Origin of the sequence: Sphingomonas sp. PAMC 26617, assembly GCF_000242835.1 — a bacterium.
Lineage (GTDB): Bacteria > Pseudomonadota > Alphaproteobacteria > Sphingomonadales > Sphingomonadaceae > Sphingomonas.
This window is the reverse complement of record NZ_JH594429.1, coordinates 1-14,401: the sequence shown is the minus strand read 5'-3', so window position 1 is coordinate 14,401 and position 14,401 is coordinate 1. Positions and strand designations below refer to the sequence as shown.

General features: G+C 55.7%; 16 protein-coding genes. 10 read left to right on the top strand and 6 right to left on the bottom strand.

Annotation, left to right across the window (positions count from 1 at the left end; translation table 11 throughout):
• The coding region (locus RH91_RS23380; protein ID WP_010165452.1) for a hypothetical protein at positions 1-193 on the top strand (193 nt) is incomplete at its 5' end.
• Positions 194-317: 124 nt separating this feature from the next.
• Here RH91_RS23380 and RH91_RS21090 read toward each other — a convergent pair.
• Positions 318-728, bottom strand: coding sequence for a hypothetical protein (locus tag RH91_RS21090; RefSeq protein ID WP_010165451.1), 411 nt, complete (start codon positions 726-728; stop codon positions 318-320).
• 65 nt (positions 729-793) lie between these two features.
• On the opposite strand from RH91_RS21090, the gene RH91_RS21085 reads away from it, so the two are divergent.
• Positions 794-1,633, top strand: coding sequence for an HAD family hydrolase (locus RH91_RS21085; RefSeq protein ID WP_010165450.1), 840 nt, complete (start codon positions 794-796; stop codon positions 1,631-1,633).
• A 47-nt stretch (positions 1,634-1,680) separates the two neighbouring features.
• Here RH91_RS21085 and RH91_RS21080 read toward each other — a convergent pair whose 3' ends face one another.
• Entirely contained in the window at positions 1,681-2,088 is a 408-nt protein-coding gene (locus tag RH91_RS21080) for a response regulator (protein ID WP_010165449.1), read from the bottom strand.
• Positions 2,089-2,528: 440 nt separating this feature from the next.
• On the opposite strand from RH91_RS21080, the gene RH91_RS21075 reads away from it, so the two are divergent.
• On the top strand, positions 2,529-3,560 hold the full coding sequence (locus RH91_RS21075) for a replication initiation protein (RefSeq protein WP_232283652.1): 1,032 nt from the start codon (positions 2,529-2,531) through the stop codon (positions 3,558-3,560).
• Positions 3,561-3,639: 79 nt separating this feature from the next.
• Positions 3,640-4,077: a hypothetical protein gene (locus RH91_RS22035; protein ID WP_010165446.1), complete on the top strand. Its 438-nt coding sequence runs from the start codon at positions 3,640-3,642 to the stop codon at positions 4,075-4,077.
• 191 nt (positions 4,078-4,268) lie between these two features.
• Here the strand turns inward: RH91_RS22035 and RH91_RS21070 are convergent, their stop codons facing one another.
• On the bottom strand, positions 4,269-5,519 hold the full coding sequence (locus RH91_RS21070) for a reverse transcriptase domain-containing protein (RefSeq protein ID WP_232283651.1): 1,251 nt from the start codon (positions 5,517-5,519) through the stop codon (positions 4,269-4,271).
• 776 nt (positions 5,520-6,295) lie between these two features.
• Between RH91_RS21070 and RH91_RS21065 the strand changes: the two genes are divergently transcribed.
• Positions 6,296-7,123, top strand: a complete 828-nt coding sequence (locus tag RH91_RS21065; protein WP_029624179.1) for an IS5 family transposase — start codon at positions 6,296-6,298, stop codon at positions 7,121-7,123.
• Positions 7,124-7,131: 8 nt separating this feature from the next.
• On the opposite strand, the gene RH91_RS21060 is transcribed toward RH91_RS21065, so the two are convergent.
• The gene (locus RH91_RS21060; protein WP_051116756.1) at positions 7,132-7,470 is read right to left on the bottom strand and encodes a response regulator; all 339 of its coding nucleotides are present in this window, start codon (positions 7,468-7,470) and stop codon (positions 7,132-7,134) included.
• 54 nt (positions 7,471-7,524) lie between these two features.
• Between RH91_RS21060 and RH91_RS21055 the strand changes: the two genes are divergently transcribed.
• Positions 7,525-7,893 (top strand): response regulator, encoded by a 369-nt coding sequence (locus RH91_RS21055; protein ID WP_029624178.1) that lies wholly within the window; start codon positions 7,525-7,527, stop codon positions 7,891-7,893.
• Between the two features lie 337 nt (positions 7,894-8,230).
• Positions 8,231-9,682: a hypothetical protein gene (locus RH91_RS21050; protein WP_037480102.1), complete on the top strand. Its 1,452-nt coding sequence runs from the start codon at positions 8,231-8,233 to the stop codon at positions 9,680-9,682.
• Between the two features lie 48 nt (positions 9,683-9,730).
• Here the strand turns inward: RH91_RS21050 and RH91_RS21045 are convergent, their stop codons facing one another.
• Both RH91_RS21045 and RH91_RS21040 read right to left on the bottom strand, forming a co-directional pair.
• On the bottom strand, positions 9,731-10,291 hold the full coding sequence (locus tag RH91_RS21045) for a recombinase family protein (RefSeq protein ID WP_010165439.1): 561 nt from the start codon (positions 10,289-10,291) through the stop codon (positions 9,731-9,733).
• A gap of 229 nt (positions 10,292-10,520) precedes the next feature.
• The gene (locus RH91_RS21040; RefSeq protein ID WP_010165438.1) at positions 10,521-12,914 is read right to left on the bottom strand and encodes a hypothetical protein; all 2,394 of its coding nucleotides are present in this window, start codon (positions 12,912-12,914) and stop codon (positions 10,521-10,523) included.
• Positions 12,915-13,132: 218 nt separating this feature from the next.
• Between RH91_RS21040 and RH91_RS21035 the strand changes: the two genes are divergently transcribed.
• From RH91_RS21035 to RH91_RS21030, 3 genes are read left to right on the top strand one after another with little or no spacing between them, the layout of a single operon-like run.
• Complete coding sequence (locus tag RH91_RS21035) at positions 13,133-13,399, top strand: DUF4160 domain-containing protein (protein ID WP_232283650.1); 267 nt, start codon at positions 13,133-13,135, stop codon at positions 13,397-13,399.
• On the top strand, positions 13,383-13,805 hold the full coding sequence (locus RH91_RS22025) for a DUF2442 domain-containing protein (protein WP_157137092.1): 423 nt from the start codon (positions 13,383-13,385) through the stop codon (positions 13,803-13,805). The genes RH91_RS21035 and RH91_RS22025 overlap by 17 nt, the downstream gene beginning before the upstream one ends.
• Positions 13,806-14,237, top strand: a complete 432-nt coding sequence (locus RH91_RS21030) for a hypothetical protein (protein WP_157137091.1) — start codon at positions 13,806-13,808, stop codon at positions 14,235-14,237. It begins immediately after the preceding gene.
• Positions 14,238-14,401: the final 164 nt, after the last annotated feature.

Sequence of the window (14,401 nt, the reverse complement as noted above, 5' to 3'; positions counted from 1 at the left end):
CCCGACCCTGCTGACGATGCAGGATGTAGCGACCCCGCTGAACCTGCGCGTGGTCGATCTGCTGGAAGGGAGCGACGCGCTCGAACTACCCAGGCACCTTCACGCCCCCGAGCTGCACAAAACGGTTAGCCTGCACGGCCTCAGATTAGCGCGCCCAATGCCATTTGCTTGGCAGACAAAACCGGTGATGTGATACAAAAGCGCCGTTAAGGCTATCCTGCCATCATCACCTCAAAGGAAAAAGCGTTGTACAAACAGCGCTCAGGCATTCGGTATCTCGTGACCCATATTTGCCGGACAACCTTCGGTCCGCGCGCTCAATCCAATAGGCGCAGCTGTCCGGCAGCTTCCAGATCTACCTGGGATTGCGACGGCGGGGCTTTAGTTGCCTTTGGAAGAAGCTGCCCAAAAATGGCTTTGAAATCGAGCGGCGGTGCAGCCGGCTTACCCCGAAGCTGGGCGTGAATTAACTGCGTCGCCCACCAGGTCGGTTTGCAGTGCCGTGCTTTGGCCGCCTCTTCCAGCAACGCCATATCGTCCAGGCCAAGGCGCACTTCCAACCGCTGTTTTCCTTCTCCCTCCGGCACCGAGCTTTTCGAAGCGCGCGAGGTTGTAAGGGCTTCCTCGATCAGTGCCCGCATCGCCTGCGACCGCCCCCCGAACTGTTCGGCAAACGCGTCAAAATAGGCAGCGGTCATGTCGTCGAGGCGGACTGTAAAGCGGGTCATATCTTCCCTATATGGCAGACAAAGTCGGAAGTGTAAGACAAAACCGGCAACCAGATAGGCTAACAATGTCTGATGTACATCCGAGCTTTCGCACGCTGACTGAACACACGGCTTACGCAAACCTCCTGGCCAACCTTACCATCCGCGATCGGGGAGACGAGGCAAGCGCGATCTTTCGCGAGCCGATCGATCCGGAAGCAGCGGTAATTGTCGATGAGATGATCCGCGCCGGCACCGTCAGCGATGACCTGTACACCCGCCTGCTGGCTGTTGCTGATCGCCGTTTTGACCAGCAACCGGTTACACAAGCGGTCGCCTTCGATGCGTTCGGCACGCTGGTTCATATCGGCCGCAAGCGGCATCCGTTCGAACGGTTAATCCGGCAAGCCCGCGAGCAGGCACAGGCAGTCCCATCACCAATGGTTCAGCCGATTGGCCTTGCCGATTATGCGGCAGCCCTCGGATTGCCGCACCCGACAGCAGAGCTGGCGGCGCTCAACGAGGAACTCGCGACGATCGCGCTCTACCCCGATACGCTGGATGCGCTCCGCCGGGTCCGCGACCAGGGCGTAAAGGTGGCCGTCGCCTCCAACCTGGCACAATCTTACGCAGCCCCGCTGAGGGCCCTCCTGGGCGATCTGATCGATGTTTGGCACTTCTCCTTCGACGCAGGCGCAATCAAGCCTGCGCGGGCGTTCTACGCCGGCCTGACGGCCAAGCTGGGTTGCGGGGCCAGTGAGCTGCTGATGGTGGGAGATACCTGGGCAGCTGATGTCGTCGGCGCCGTCAGTGCTGGATCACGCGCTCAGTGGCTTGATCGCGATGGTCGGGCTTCGCATGCTCGCCGTTTCATCGCCATCCGCAGCTTAGCTGATGCGCATCCTTATCGACGACCGGCAACCTAAAGCGGCAGCGGAGTTTGGTTGCGAACGCATCAATGCGGACTGCCCCGCTATACCGCTTTCTTTAACGGCTCCGGCTTTTTGTCGTCTGGCAGGATTTGGTTGAGATGCTGATGGACCATTCGGTGGTTAAAGGGCTTCGTAATGAACGTTGCCTTTTCCGGCATGTCCCCTTTCTCGGGCGAAATATGGCCTGAGGCGATTACAATTTCGATCAATGGCCAATGCTCAGCAACGTGCCATGCGAGCGCAAACCCGTTCAGCGATCCTGGCATATCAACGTCTGAGAATAACAGCACGGTGCTTTCCCAGTGCTGTGAAAGGTGGGCGATCGCTTCGTCACCGTCGAAACTCTCGTAAACCCGAAAGCCCGCGTCTTCGAGGATGTGCGTTGTCTCCATCATAATGATCGGATGGTCTTCAACGACGATGGCGTACGGGACGGTTGAAAGTGGCATTCGCTGTTAACCCAGTCCGGCAACGTCGGTTGCTGGGAAAAAACCAGCTCCGCATTATTTTGCCGGTGCCTGTTTTGGGTCGCCTGTTAAATTTCAGTATTGCCTGTCTCTCTTTTCCCTCGCGCTCGCGATGATTCTAAATTCTCTATGATTCTATGATTCAGCGCCCGCAAGCCATTGTTTAACAATACAAAAACACCTTTACCTACGACAAATGGGGTGCTCAGTTGCGACAAATGGGGTGCTCACCTACGACAAATGGGGTGCTCAGTTGCGACAAATGGGGTGCTATCATAAGGATTGAGATGCCATACGATCTAGTACACCGGTATTGATCTTATGTCGCAACTGATTAAGCTCGTGTTGTGCCTGACGATCTTCCCATCGGCCGCACTATGAAAGCGGCTTCCACGGCCTCAGTCCGTGACGGCCATGCTATCGTGAAAGCCGGCGAGTTTATCGAAGCCCGTTTTGGTGCGGGTACGTCGCCTTCTCTGGCAGCTCGTAAAACCCTTGCTCTTCTGATCGCCAAAGCTGCTGGCGAAGCTTGGCGGCCGGGATCGCACGTGATCGCCAAGCGTGAGCTGCGGGGTACCCACAATGCCAACGATCGGATTCAAGACACCCTTGATGAGCTGATGGATGTAAAATTCCAAATGCCGTCAACCTCGGCTCAAGGGCGGGCCGCGACACTTACCGCCGCCCTGCTCGCCTGGACGCTTAACGAACATGCAGAAGATGGCCGGGCCACGGTCGAATGGGAGTTCACGGCACCGGCTCGGGCGATCCTGCAGGGAAGCGATTATTACGCTCGCCTCAACCGCGCCGCTCTGCTCGCCTTCCGGTCGAAATATGCGATCACCCTCTACGAAATGGGCTGCCTGCTGGCTGGCCGTCGCAACCCAACATGGTCTGGGACGGTCGATGAGCTGCGGGAGCGGCTGGGGGCCCCGTCGAACTCTATGCCAAACTTCTCCGATTTCCGCCGTCTGGTGCTGACGCCTGGGAAAGCCGAAATCGATCAGCTGGCTGCCTTCACAATGGATTGGTTAGAGCGTCGTGGGGCCAGAGGCAAAATCACGCATGTTACCATCACCTTTGCTCCGAAGGATGATGACGCCACCAACGCTGCGGCCGACGAGGCCGAGCGCCATAGCACTGGACGTCGATCGCGACGTGAAGGCACCGCCGATACCATCGTCGATGCTGCTAATCTCATTGCTATTGCAGCTACGCGTATGTCGGTTTCTGATACCCTGCGCTGGCCTGCCGATGACCGCCTGGACGAACTTAAAACTCCAGAACTTTTTGCGATCGGCCGGACCTTGGGGGGCGGCCATGCTGTCCAACGACTTGCCGACCAATACGTTAGGATTCTCAAGGATCGCCGTCGTCAGCTTGTTGGGGATGCCCTCAAGGCGGACTGGACGAAATGGGTTACGGGGTGTTCCGCCAAATGGGGGCGAGCTTGATCGATTTCCAACGACGCCTGTTCCTGCTAACGGTTGGCTGACAGCACTTTGAAACGATACGCAACGGGGTACTGAATAGATGGCTTACACCTTGGGCGAGGCTGCGAAGGCCACCGGCATCAGTAAGGCGTCCATCTCGCGAGCAATCAACAGCGGTAGAATATCGGCAGTTAAGAACGAGAGCGGGTCATTCTCGATCGAACCTGTTGAGTTGCACCGGGTCTATTCACCCAAGTCCGCAACGGTTAGCAACACCCCTTCTGAAACAATGCGCAACACCGAGGGTAACACGGGGAACACCCTTGATTCCAACGTGTTACAGGCACGCCTTGATGCCGCCTTGGAACAGTTACGCGACCGAGACGGCACAATCGGTGACCTGCGTCAGCGTCTTGATCGATCGGATGAAGAGCGACGCGAGGCACAGGCCCGAGTGATTGGGTTGCTCGCAGGGCCTAGCCCTACGGAATCCAAGCGGGGCTTCTTCGGTCGGCTATTTGGCCGTCCCGACGAGTGACGTTGCAAAAGGGGTTCCTTTTGCAACGTCACTGATCAGGGAGAGCAACGACTATCCCGCAGCCGCCCAGAATCGGACGCTGAAGGCTAATTGTCACTCGCCTTGGAACTGTCGTTCGCGGACCCAAGCCGAGGCCTAGTCGCCGCTCATGAAGTCGCACGTCAGAAGCCAAATTATTTTGCGGGTGGGGTCTATCGGGGCTTTGGAGGCAACTTTCCGCGTATCCGGGCTAATTCGCTGTGTACGTACCTCCGCAGCTTTTTGGCCTGCTTCTTGATACCTTGCGATTGCAGGGTGTCAGCGGATCGCTCAGCGTAGGCAAGGAAGTTGCGTGGTCCAGCGTCTGTGAAACGACGATGCAGCTTTTTCGTGTAGACCTGCTTCGCCTGCCCCATCGCTACGGCGCGCCCGCCAACCCGCTCTGTTTTTTTTATCGCGCGCCGAGCAGTACGCCATTGCCGTGACAGGGACTTAAGACGCAGCCGTGCATCGACGTGGCCAAGCTGGTAGCCGAGATACTGAAACGTCAGTGTGCTGGTACCAGCAAGCGTCACGCGCTCGGTCTTAGCCTTCTGTAACTGTAGCCCGTGCTCATGCAGCTTGTCCTCGACCAGCTTTTCGAGGACGTCACCGCACGTAGGGTGACAGGCAATCAAGATGTCGTCGGAGTAACGCTGATAGAGGCCACCACGTTGGCCAACCTCGACTGCCAGCGCCAAATCGAACGCTGCCATATAGAGGTTCGAGATGCTGGCGCTGATCGGTGTACCTTGGGGAATACCAAATGTATTAGTGTTCTTGTGGATCGCCACCTTTAACTCGTTGAGCTGCTTGATCGTCGCGAGGGGGTGAGGACGCCGAGCTTTGATCCGTTTCGCTAATGGCTCATGCTCTTTTAATTGCTCCAGATTGACATGGCGGAACTTGGTGATGATGTTGAACACGGCATACCAGTCGGCGGGCAGTTCCTTGCAGCCCAAAATCCATTTGAGCTGTCGCTTCAGCAGCCGGTGGTCCAAGTTGTCAAAGAAGCCAGTCACGTCGAAGCACATGACAGTTAGTGAGGTTTGCGACCTGACGTAATCCTCTACACGCTTGGCAAAGTGGTAGTTGGACTGGCCAAGCGATCGGTAGGCGACGACCGTGTCGTCAAGCTGTGACTCTTTGTAGAAGGTATCGAGCCGAGAAGCCAAATCTGCCGAGTATTTTGAAAGTATACATGCGTCGCGGTGTGACGCATACATTATTGGTCGCGTCTTTTTGATCGTTTTCCGCTCAAGCGCCTTGTAACGTTTTTCGGTTTTTACATAGTGAATTAGCGGCGACCAGGTATGTGATGCTACGAAGGCCGGCGTCAGGCTCTCAGCGAACGGCAAGGCAACCGGCACGTCCAAATGAAGGTAACCACGAGGGCGGAACCAGCTAGGAGATTTCATCGTCATCTTAGGTGGCTATAGCAGAGTCCGGGGGCCAGTCTTGACCCGAAACCCCAGATTTAACTGGATGCCCCCGGACGCACACCACAATCCACTCTTGATCGGCCTGTTCGAGCTTTTCTCCAGCGCGGGTCTGAAACGCTATGTGGTATAGTATGATCGAGGAGATCCGAACAATGCTGAACGGACGCACCGAACTCGCCGAAGTGACCCGCATGATCATTATGATCTTGCTGTTCATCATTCAGGTTGCGCGTTGCAACGATCGTATCCGTCGGCCAATTCCGGGGACAGGATCGATATAGGTGCTCGATGTTGCCGCTTTGAGGCCTCAAGCTACTCTACGGTGATTTATCAACGCCGCCTGTTGTAAAGTTGCCACACGAAAACCTCTTCTTTTTACACTGTATGGGCATCTTGGTACGCGTAACGGGTGGCTATTCGGGCGAAAAGCTGTCCGTTCGCTGTCCATCCAGACCCGGCCATTCCTGATGCAGAAATCAAACAGACCGTGCAAAAACTCCGAACCCGACTTCAGGCAGGTAATATAGATACGCAGCTTCGGCTCATGATGCCACATTGGCATAGCTTCATTGGTTACCAGTGACAGTAATGTGCGCTGCGTCTGCGCTGATTGCAATCTGCGGAGAGTTTTCGCACGGTCTGCAAAAGTTTTGCATCATCATTTGTGGATACGGCGACTAAGAGCCCGACCGAAAATTGAGTTGAGCGATTTCAGTAGCTTGTGATTCACCGGGGTTTACGAAGACCACGAGGATCACATGGGCTGGACTGAAACCGCTCGGCGCGAGCATGACAGAAGCGGGCTGCGCTATGCAAGCGACTGTACCGATGAGGAATGGGCTGTCGTCCGGCCATTATTGAGGCGAACCTCCAGGGTGGGACGCCCCCGCAAGCACAAGGCGCGGACCCTGTGGGATGCGATCCAGTATATCGCATCGACGGGGTGTCAGTGGGCGCAACTGCCGAAAGACTTTCCGCCCTTCACAACGGTGCAGTATCATTTCTACCGCATGCGCGACAACGGCCTGCTCGATGTCATCAACGCGGTGCTGGTCGCATGGGTGCGAGTCTTGGAAGGTCGCACGCCGGCGCCGACCGCGGGCGTCATCGATAGCCAGTCGGTCAAAACCACAGAGGCAGGTGGGCCTCGCGGATACGACGCCGGCAAGAAGATAAAGGGCCGCAAGCGGCACATCGTGACGGACACGCTGGGCAATATGCTCGAAGGCGTGGTGCACGGCGCAGATGTTCAGGACCGCGACGGAGCGCCCGGTCTGATCGAGCGATCCTGCGACGCGTATCCCACGCTCACCAGGCTGTTCGCCGATGGCGGGTATGCCGGACAGAAGCTTGAAGGGGCAGTCGCGCACATCGATAGGCTGACGATCGAAATTATCAGACGTTCCGACCTGACGGGCTTTGTCATTCTACCCAGGCGCTGGGTCGTCGAACGCACCCTGGCGTGGCTCAACCGATGCCGGCGTCTTGCCAAGGATTGGGAAGCCTCCATCGCATCGTCCGAGGCCTGGATGGTCGTCTCATCCATCAGGCGAATGACGCGCCGTATTGCCAAGCTCGAATTATGAGTCGGGCTCTAAGGCAATAATTCGACTTCGAGTTGCCGGATTGTAAAGGGCTTACATAGGTACCGGATGCCTTTTGGCAATCCGTTCGGCTTCGGATTCCCGGACATCAGCACGACAGTCGCAGGCATCTGCACGGACTTGCTGGCTATAAATTCACCGCCTGACAGGCCAGCGCCTAGGTCGTCATCACAAAGCAGCACGTCGACATCGCCGCCGGCAAGCGGCGCACGTGCAGCGTCGACCGAAGCTGCTTCGATAACGGACAAGCCCAGTTCTCGCGCAAAGCCCGCGATCATCTGACGGACCATCGTGTTGTCATCTACAATCAATAATTTAGCAGTAGCCATGCTCACCGTCCTAGGTTCAGTATGTGTCTCAGAAGGCTTTGGGGGACGCAGACGATGTCTCGTGACCGTTCAGTTATTCTCGTCGTCGATGATGAGGAGAAAATTCGAAAGTTGCTCGGCGAGCAGCTGGAGAGTGACGGCTACGAGGTAATATTGGCGGCCAGCGGCGATGACGCGTTCGAGATCCTGCAAGGTACGCCCCGCATCGATCTGATTGTGACAGACGTGAGAATGCCTGGCGTCATAAATGGTTTCGACTTGATCGAACGGGCGCTCGCCAGCCGTCCCGACCTTCGGACGATTATCATGTCGGGCTACACCGGCGAGAGCACCCAACGTACGGGGCTTGCCGACCGCTTTTTACAGAAACCATTCACTTTGGGGGCTCTCGAAACTGAAGTGAAAAGCCTTTTAGCTGCCTGAGACGATTGCGACAGGCCGGGCTCGGGATGCGTTGTATGCCGTCGCTGCAAGCCGCATTGCTTCTTGTGGAGAGCACAGACGCAGCAGATCAATGGCCCCGCCTAAAAGCCTTCTGATGCAAAGTTTACGGGTTATGCATCTTGCTCGAACGGCGGAAATCTCGGCATCGTATGATGTAGAAATCTGATGCATTTTCGGGTTCGATTATCTGTATCTGGTAGAGAGCAAAATTGCCGCTTTCGGGACCAGAATCACGTTTCCTGAAGCGCCATAGCAGCTGCGTCTTGCAAGGTGACAGACCTATGCTAGCCTCACGTCAACAAGGTGGGAACAGATCGTGGCAGGAAAAAAGTCTCTAGTTCATCCGATACTGTTCTCGAAGCATTTCAAAGTTGATCCAAAAAGTCTAGACGCAGCGAAACTGCTAGATACGATTCTCAACAGCGACACGAAGCTATTCATCGATCCGCTGCTTATCTACAAAAGCCAGAACGCCCTCATCAAACGGGATGGTCGTAAGGCTATTGAGCAAGCTTTCAACAACGTCATTGGCTTAGTTGATATATCTGGCGCGGAGGGCGATGCTGCGTGGAAAGGGGCGTTCAAAGCTCTCAATCTTGACGAGCGGCCAGAAACTAGCTTGGGGTATGGCGGAGCAGGCAATAGCGGTAGCTCGCCACCGGCTAAAACCCGCAACGGTATCTTGAGAACAGCGAAGCAAATTATTACGCTTGGCGAGAAAAACCCCGATATGATACCGCTTATGGGTCTGTTCGAGGAAGGCGTCGGTCCTGATATCTTGAGCGACATGACTACAAACTTCCTGCTTCCTGTCCTTTGCGAGATTACGGAGAAGTTTTGTAGCGCCAACGGCATCCCTTGCCGTCAGTTCGGTTTGAAGTACAGCAACCGAAACTTGCCAGAGAACCCGTATCGTTTGTCAGAGCCGGTCGTATTGGTCCCTCGTGACTTGCTACGCGACCTTCCGCTTGCTGCTGATTGGTCGGACGTATCACGGGTAGTGTTACAGGTTCAGGAAGTCCGCGACGCGGTAAACCAGATGTTTGGCAATTTTGCCAAGGCAACTGTTTCAGATAAGAAAAGAGCTATCAGAGAGATAAGTCTTAAGTCGGTTCGTATCCTACGGCTTATTCTATCTGCTGTTGCTGGAGCTTCGGAAAGTTACGATGAAAAAGCCGATCTTGATGGATTCTATCAGTTTCGGAAAATACTATATCAAGATCCTCAGGTATTCGCTGGCATGGTCAAGCCGCCTGCCACGATGGATGCCGCAACCTTACGTGTGACAGTGCTTAGCATCATCGATCATTTTAAAAGTCTGGTTGAGTATAATAATATGTGGGAGTTGCTATGGAACGGCGACTCTCCCCGACACGAGAGGGCAAGTCAGCTCCTGTTTTTTGCTGTCGCCAACGTCATGTGCGCGGTGAACAACGTCGATATCTCGCCAGAAACCAACTCGGGTGGTGGTCCTGTCGATTTTAAGTTCTCTACCGGCTTCCACGGACGTTTAGTGGTTGAGATGAAGCTGTCCAAGGGAACTGTCGAAAGCGGATATAAGACTCAGCTTGAGATATACAAAAACGCTGCTGCTACCTCGGCGGGTATTTTCGTCGTTATGGACATAGGCGGCATCGGTATGAAGCTGCGGAAAATCCAGCGAATGCGAGATACTGCCATAGCTGCGGGCGAGCAGGCCGACGATATTATCGTGATAGATGCTAGACGGAAGGCATCGGCCAGCAAGCGGAAGGGAGTAAGCGGCTGAGGCACGGGCTCCCTTGCCAGCCGTCCGCAATTTAGGCGCTAGCGGTCATCAACTTTCTCGGTCCCGTAGTGCTCGCCACAGGGTTGATCGACTAACGCCGAGTAGGGCAGCCATGCTGGCGGTGGTCTCGCGATCGGCGGCAATCTCGTCCCTGGCTTTGCTGAGCTGCGCACCTGTCAGGGCGCGAGGGCGGCCGAGGTGTCGGCCGCGCGCCCGGGCGGAGGCCATGCCGGCGCGAGTGCGTTCGACGATCAAAGCCCGCTCGAACTCGGCTAGCGCTCCCATGATATGAAACACCAGCTTACCCCCGGCTGAGCTAGTATCGATCGCCTCGTTAAGCGAGGCGAACCCGCAGCTTCGTTCTTGTAGTGCGGCTACCAGGTCAATCAGGTGGGGCAGAGAGCGTCCAAGGCGATCAAGCCGCCACGTCACTAGGATGTCGCCCTGTTTCAGCATGGCAAACGCCTGGTCCAGCCCTGGACGACGGCGTGCAACGCCCGAAACACCCTCGTCCTCGTAGATCATGATACAGCCCGCCGCGGTCAGCGCGTCGCGCTGAAGATCGAGGTTCTGTTCGTCCGATGAGACCCGTGCGTAGCCGATTTTCATTAGCACATTTTGAAACAGCCTTATGCAACGTGCAAGCCGTTGAAATTGCTAAGGTCGCAAACCCGTCGCAAAAGGGAGCCCTTTTGCGGCATATCAGCTGGCCGGTTCCGGCCGAGGAACATGCGTTCGCGGCAGCTAAACGCTACTCGATACTCGATACTGACATCCGTTCAGGCACAGCGTACCGTTAGGGTTGGGCGGACTACTAAAAGGCAGGTTTTGGTGCTTGTCACTTGGGCAGGAAGCCAAGCTCATAAACCTTCGGGCGCAGCTTTACGGTCAAAGCCGCGTATGCGGCTTTCCACGGATCGAAGTCGGTAGGTTCAGTGTCGCTATAGGCTTCGAGCGAGCGGCGAACCTGATACCATCCGGCGTCGAAGCGCCCTAACTTGTACAGGTCGCGTATCTTGCGCGGGAAGCTGGTGGCATGGAAACGCGTCCACAGCTTGCGGCCCTCGTCGAGAACGGCCCGCACCTCTGGCGAAAAGACCATGCCCGCCATGTAACGGACCATGAAGTCGCTTTCGAACCGCCCCTTTGCGCCGACTTCGGCCTCGGTGAATGGGACGAAGTGATTGATAAGACTCCAGTCGCAATCGTCCCAGCGCAGCCCATCGGCTCCGGCGGTGAGGTTTTTGCCGTTGAAGAGCATCCAGATCAGGCAGTCAGACTTGAATTCATCCGTGAGCGGCTGCGACGGCTGCAAGAACTGATCGTTATGGTTTTGCCAAGTGTGTGGAATTAGCATTCTAACGGAAAATACAATGGCTCCTTGCCATAGATTAGTGGGTGTTAGCCAAACACCGCCGCCATTACCACCCGTAAAGATTGATGAAGTTATGAGTGTCTCTTGTCCGGCGTGCTGCAAGTCGTTGTTACTTGCATAAAGGTAGCCTAACCCACCGTCATATTGCCTTTTCGGCCTTGGATTGCGGGCTACGGTTAGTGCATTTGATAGCGGTAGCGCGGGCCCGCCTTTCGCAATTGTTTTTGCGATCCAGACATTCAGGAGAAATGAGGCGGGGCGAACGGCGTGAACCTTTTCGCCAATCAACGTCCCTGCTCTATCCAAGACATCAGTCGAAATGTCAGAAAGTTGCGCTTTTGTTTTCTGATCCCAGATTAGAAAACCAATAGGAAAATTTCCCGTAAGCCCATCAAAAGCACGATTGTGAAGTACAAAACCACCAAGATAATTGGCTCGCCAAATTTCCCGAAAAAGCTCAAAGTTCGGCGCGTTCACATATTTGAGGGTGCTGAACATCGCGAGCGTTGCATTTGGTAGCTCGTGTCTAATCCGGACGAGGAACTGGGCAAAAAGCTCTTTGCTTGCGTAACCGATGTTGAGCTCGCGCATCCATCCGTTAATTCGCGTCTTTTCAACCCCAATCTTGTTCTCGTCTCCCTTGGCAATGCCCGACCCGCTTTCCGCATAGGGCGGATTTATCAGCACCAAAATCGGCTTAGCGCCCTTTTTCCCCTCGCGCGCATCGGCGATCGCCTGCCGCAGTGCCATCGGCAACTTGGTCGTCAGGTGGTAGTCGATTTCGCCAAAATCGGTAACGTCGTCGTTGAGATAGTCGTACTGGAAAATCTCCGCCCCCGCGAAGGCGGGATTTAATTTCGTAATCATCACATCGGCTTGATCAAGCGTCGACATAAAAACATTGCGCAGATTGCTGTGCTTGGCTTCCAGATTCCCAACGCCCGCGCACATGTCCCACACCAAATAGCGATCCTGCCAATTGTCACCCAGCGTGGCGCGCAACTGACCATAGGCTTTGTCGACGATTTGCAGCGGCGTGTAATAGGCACCCTTGAACTTTTGCTCGTCGACTGGGAGCAGGCTATCCCGACGTTCGAGTAGATAGTGGCGATGTTTCTGTTCTGGCGGGCGATGATAAATCGCCCAAAAATTGCGGTAACCACGGTCGTCAGCCAACTCATATTGGTCGGATCCAAGAATAAACACAGGCTTTTCGCCGCTGAATAGTAGGCGAGCACCCGCCGGTCCTCTTATCGCTTCCTGATGGCCGTCATGCATTATGTCCGCAAAAAAAAGCACGGCGTAATCCGCCTGCGCCTTCACGCCCAGTTCTCCGCCGATCATCGCCACCCAACGGTCGAACACCTGCCTTAGGTTGTCTGGCGTAATCGGTGTCCGGATGATGCGTCGTTCCCGGATCGCATCCTTCGCCGCCTTGATGAACGCCGCCTCGTCATGCGCGATTTCATATTGGACGATGTGCGTCTGGACGTAGGGCGCGATCTGCGCCCCTAGCTCCTTGCCCGCTCCCGATCCCGATTTGGGCCAGACGATGCTCTTGTCGTCGAGCAAAGGCAGTGCCTTCTCCGTCGGCATGATTGCAGCCTTGTCGCGGTCGATAACGGCAAGGAAAGCTGGGATCGCCTCGCCTCGCTTCCGCGCCGCCCGGATGTAGAACATCAGTTGCGCGAACATGACTATTGGCGGCGTCGAAACCGCCTTTGCCTCGAACCAAATCTCCTGCGTCTGGATATCAACGAGGTTTTTGGAAACGCCTTTGAGACCCAAGGCCGAGATGTACGCGTCTTTGACGTCCTCTTCGGTGCGGGCTTTGGTAAGCGCCTGTGCCAAGGTCATGAAGTGGAATTGCCCCCGTTTTGGCCCCAAACAAGAATGGAACGTATATGGCTGTTTCTGGGATTAGCGATACAAAAGCAGGCCTTCTAGCAGCTACCTAGATCGCGATATTTAGCAGTATGTTGCAAAAGGGATCCCTTTCGCAACGACAATGGGCACTTGTCTGAACGACCGAAGGACCCTCATTGCCCCAAAGGTCTCTTGAATAAACCCATCCGATGGGTTATTTGAAAACGATGGTTGTCGTCCACCGAGCACATGGCTTCCGGTTTGTGATCTATACGCTGGATCACGAACCCGCTCATGTTCACATTACCGGCGCGGGACAGGCGAAAATCAATTTACTCGGTGCGGACGGCAAGCCGGAGATGGTCCAAAGCGCCGGCATTAAACGCGCTGACATGCGTCGTCTGATGGCTCAGGCAGAAGAGTATCAGGCCCACTTCCTCGCAGAATGGGAGAAAATTCATGGCTCGAAAGACTGACCTGCAGGAAACTCAATTCGATGCAGCAGAAGCGCGCGGGCGTGAGCTGATGGAAACCGCCGTTCGTGCGGCAGAAGCCCATTACGATCGCGAAACCGGCCGTGTGACAATCGATCTGACCAATGGCTGTGCCTACGCCTTCCCAGCTCAGCTCGTGCAGGATCTGAACGGCGCGACCGATGATCAGCTCGCTGGCGTCGAGGTTGATGGCTTAGGGTTCAATCTGCATTGGCCTGCCCTTGATGCTGACCTCTACGTACCAGCGCTGGTCTCGGGCATGTTTGGTACGCGTGCTTGGATGACCCGCGAGCTGGCGCGGCATGCCGGTCAGACAAGGTCACCGGCCAAAGCCGCAGCAGCTCGCGCCAATGGCACAAAGGGCGGACGCCCCCGCAAGGCTGCTTAAGTGGCAGATCACAATACCAAGGAAGGTCGATTCCGACGGGATATCGGCGGTGCTGTTGTAGGCACCGCTTTTGCAGCCTTCTTCCTTGGCCCGTTGATGCGATTTGCGAACCCCGTGCTCCTAGGTGTGGGCGGCGTCCTAATTGGGATTTCGCTGTTCATTATTTACCAAGCCTACGTGGTCCCAAACGCACATAAAACGCTGCACATTTTTGTGGCGATGATCGCGTTCTATGGTCTGCTCGCTTTGACCCTGGCCTTTGTGTCTGCGATCAAAACGAGCGTTGAGGTTGATGACACCTGCACGGCCTTGCAGCGGCAGATGATGGGTGCCGAAAAGCCGGCTATGCCACTTCGGAAACCTGGGCAGGCTGAGCCCAAGGATGCATTCCAAGCGCTTGGCTGCCGGCCCCACACCAAAGGCGCTCTCTGATCTTAGATTACCGTGTGTCTGCCTATTGTCGCATGGAGCTATGCGCGCTGGTTGGCCTAAATGTTCGTCGTCATCGCTGGCTGCGGGCATGACGCAGGAGGAGCTGCCTTACGTGCCGGCATGGATCGCACCTACCTCAGCGATATCGAACATGGGCGGCGCAA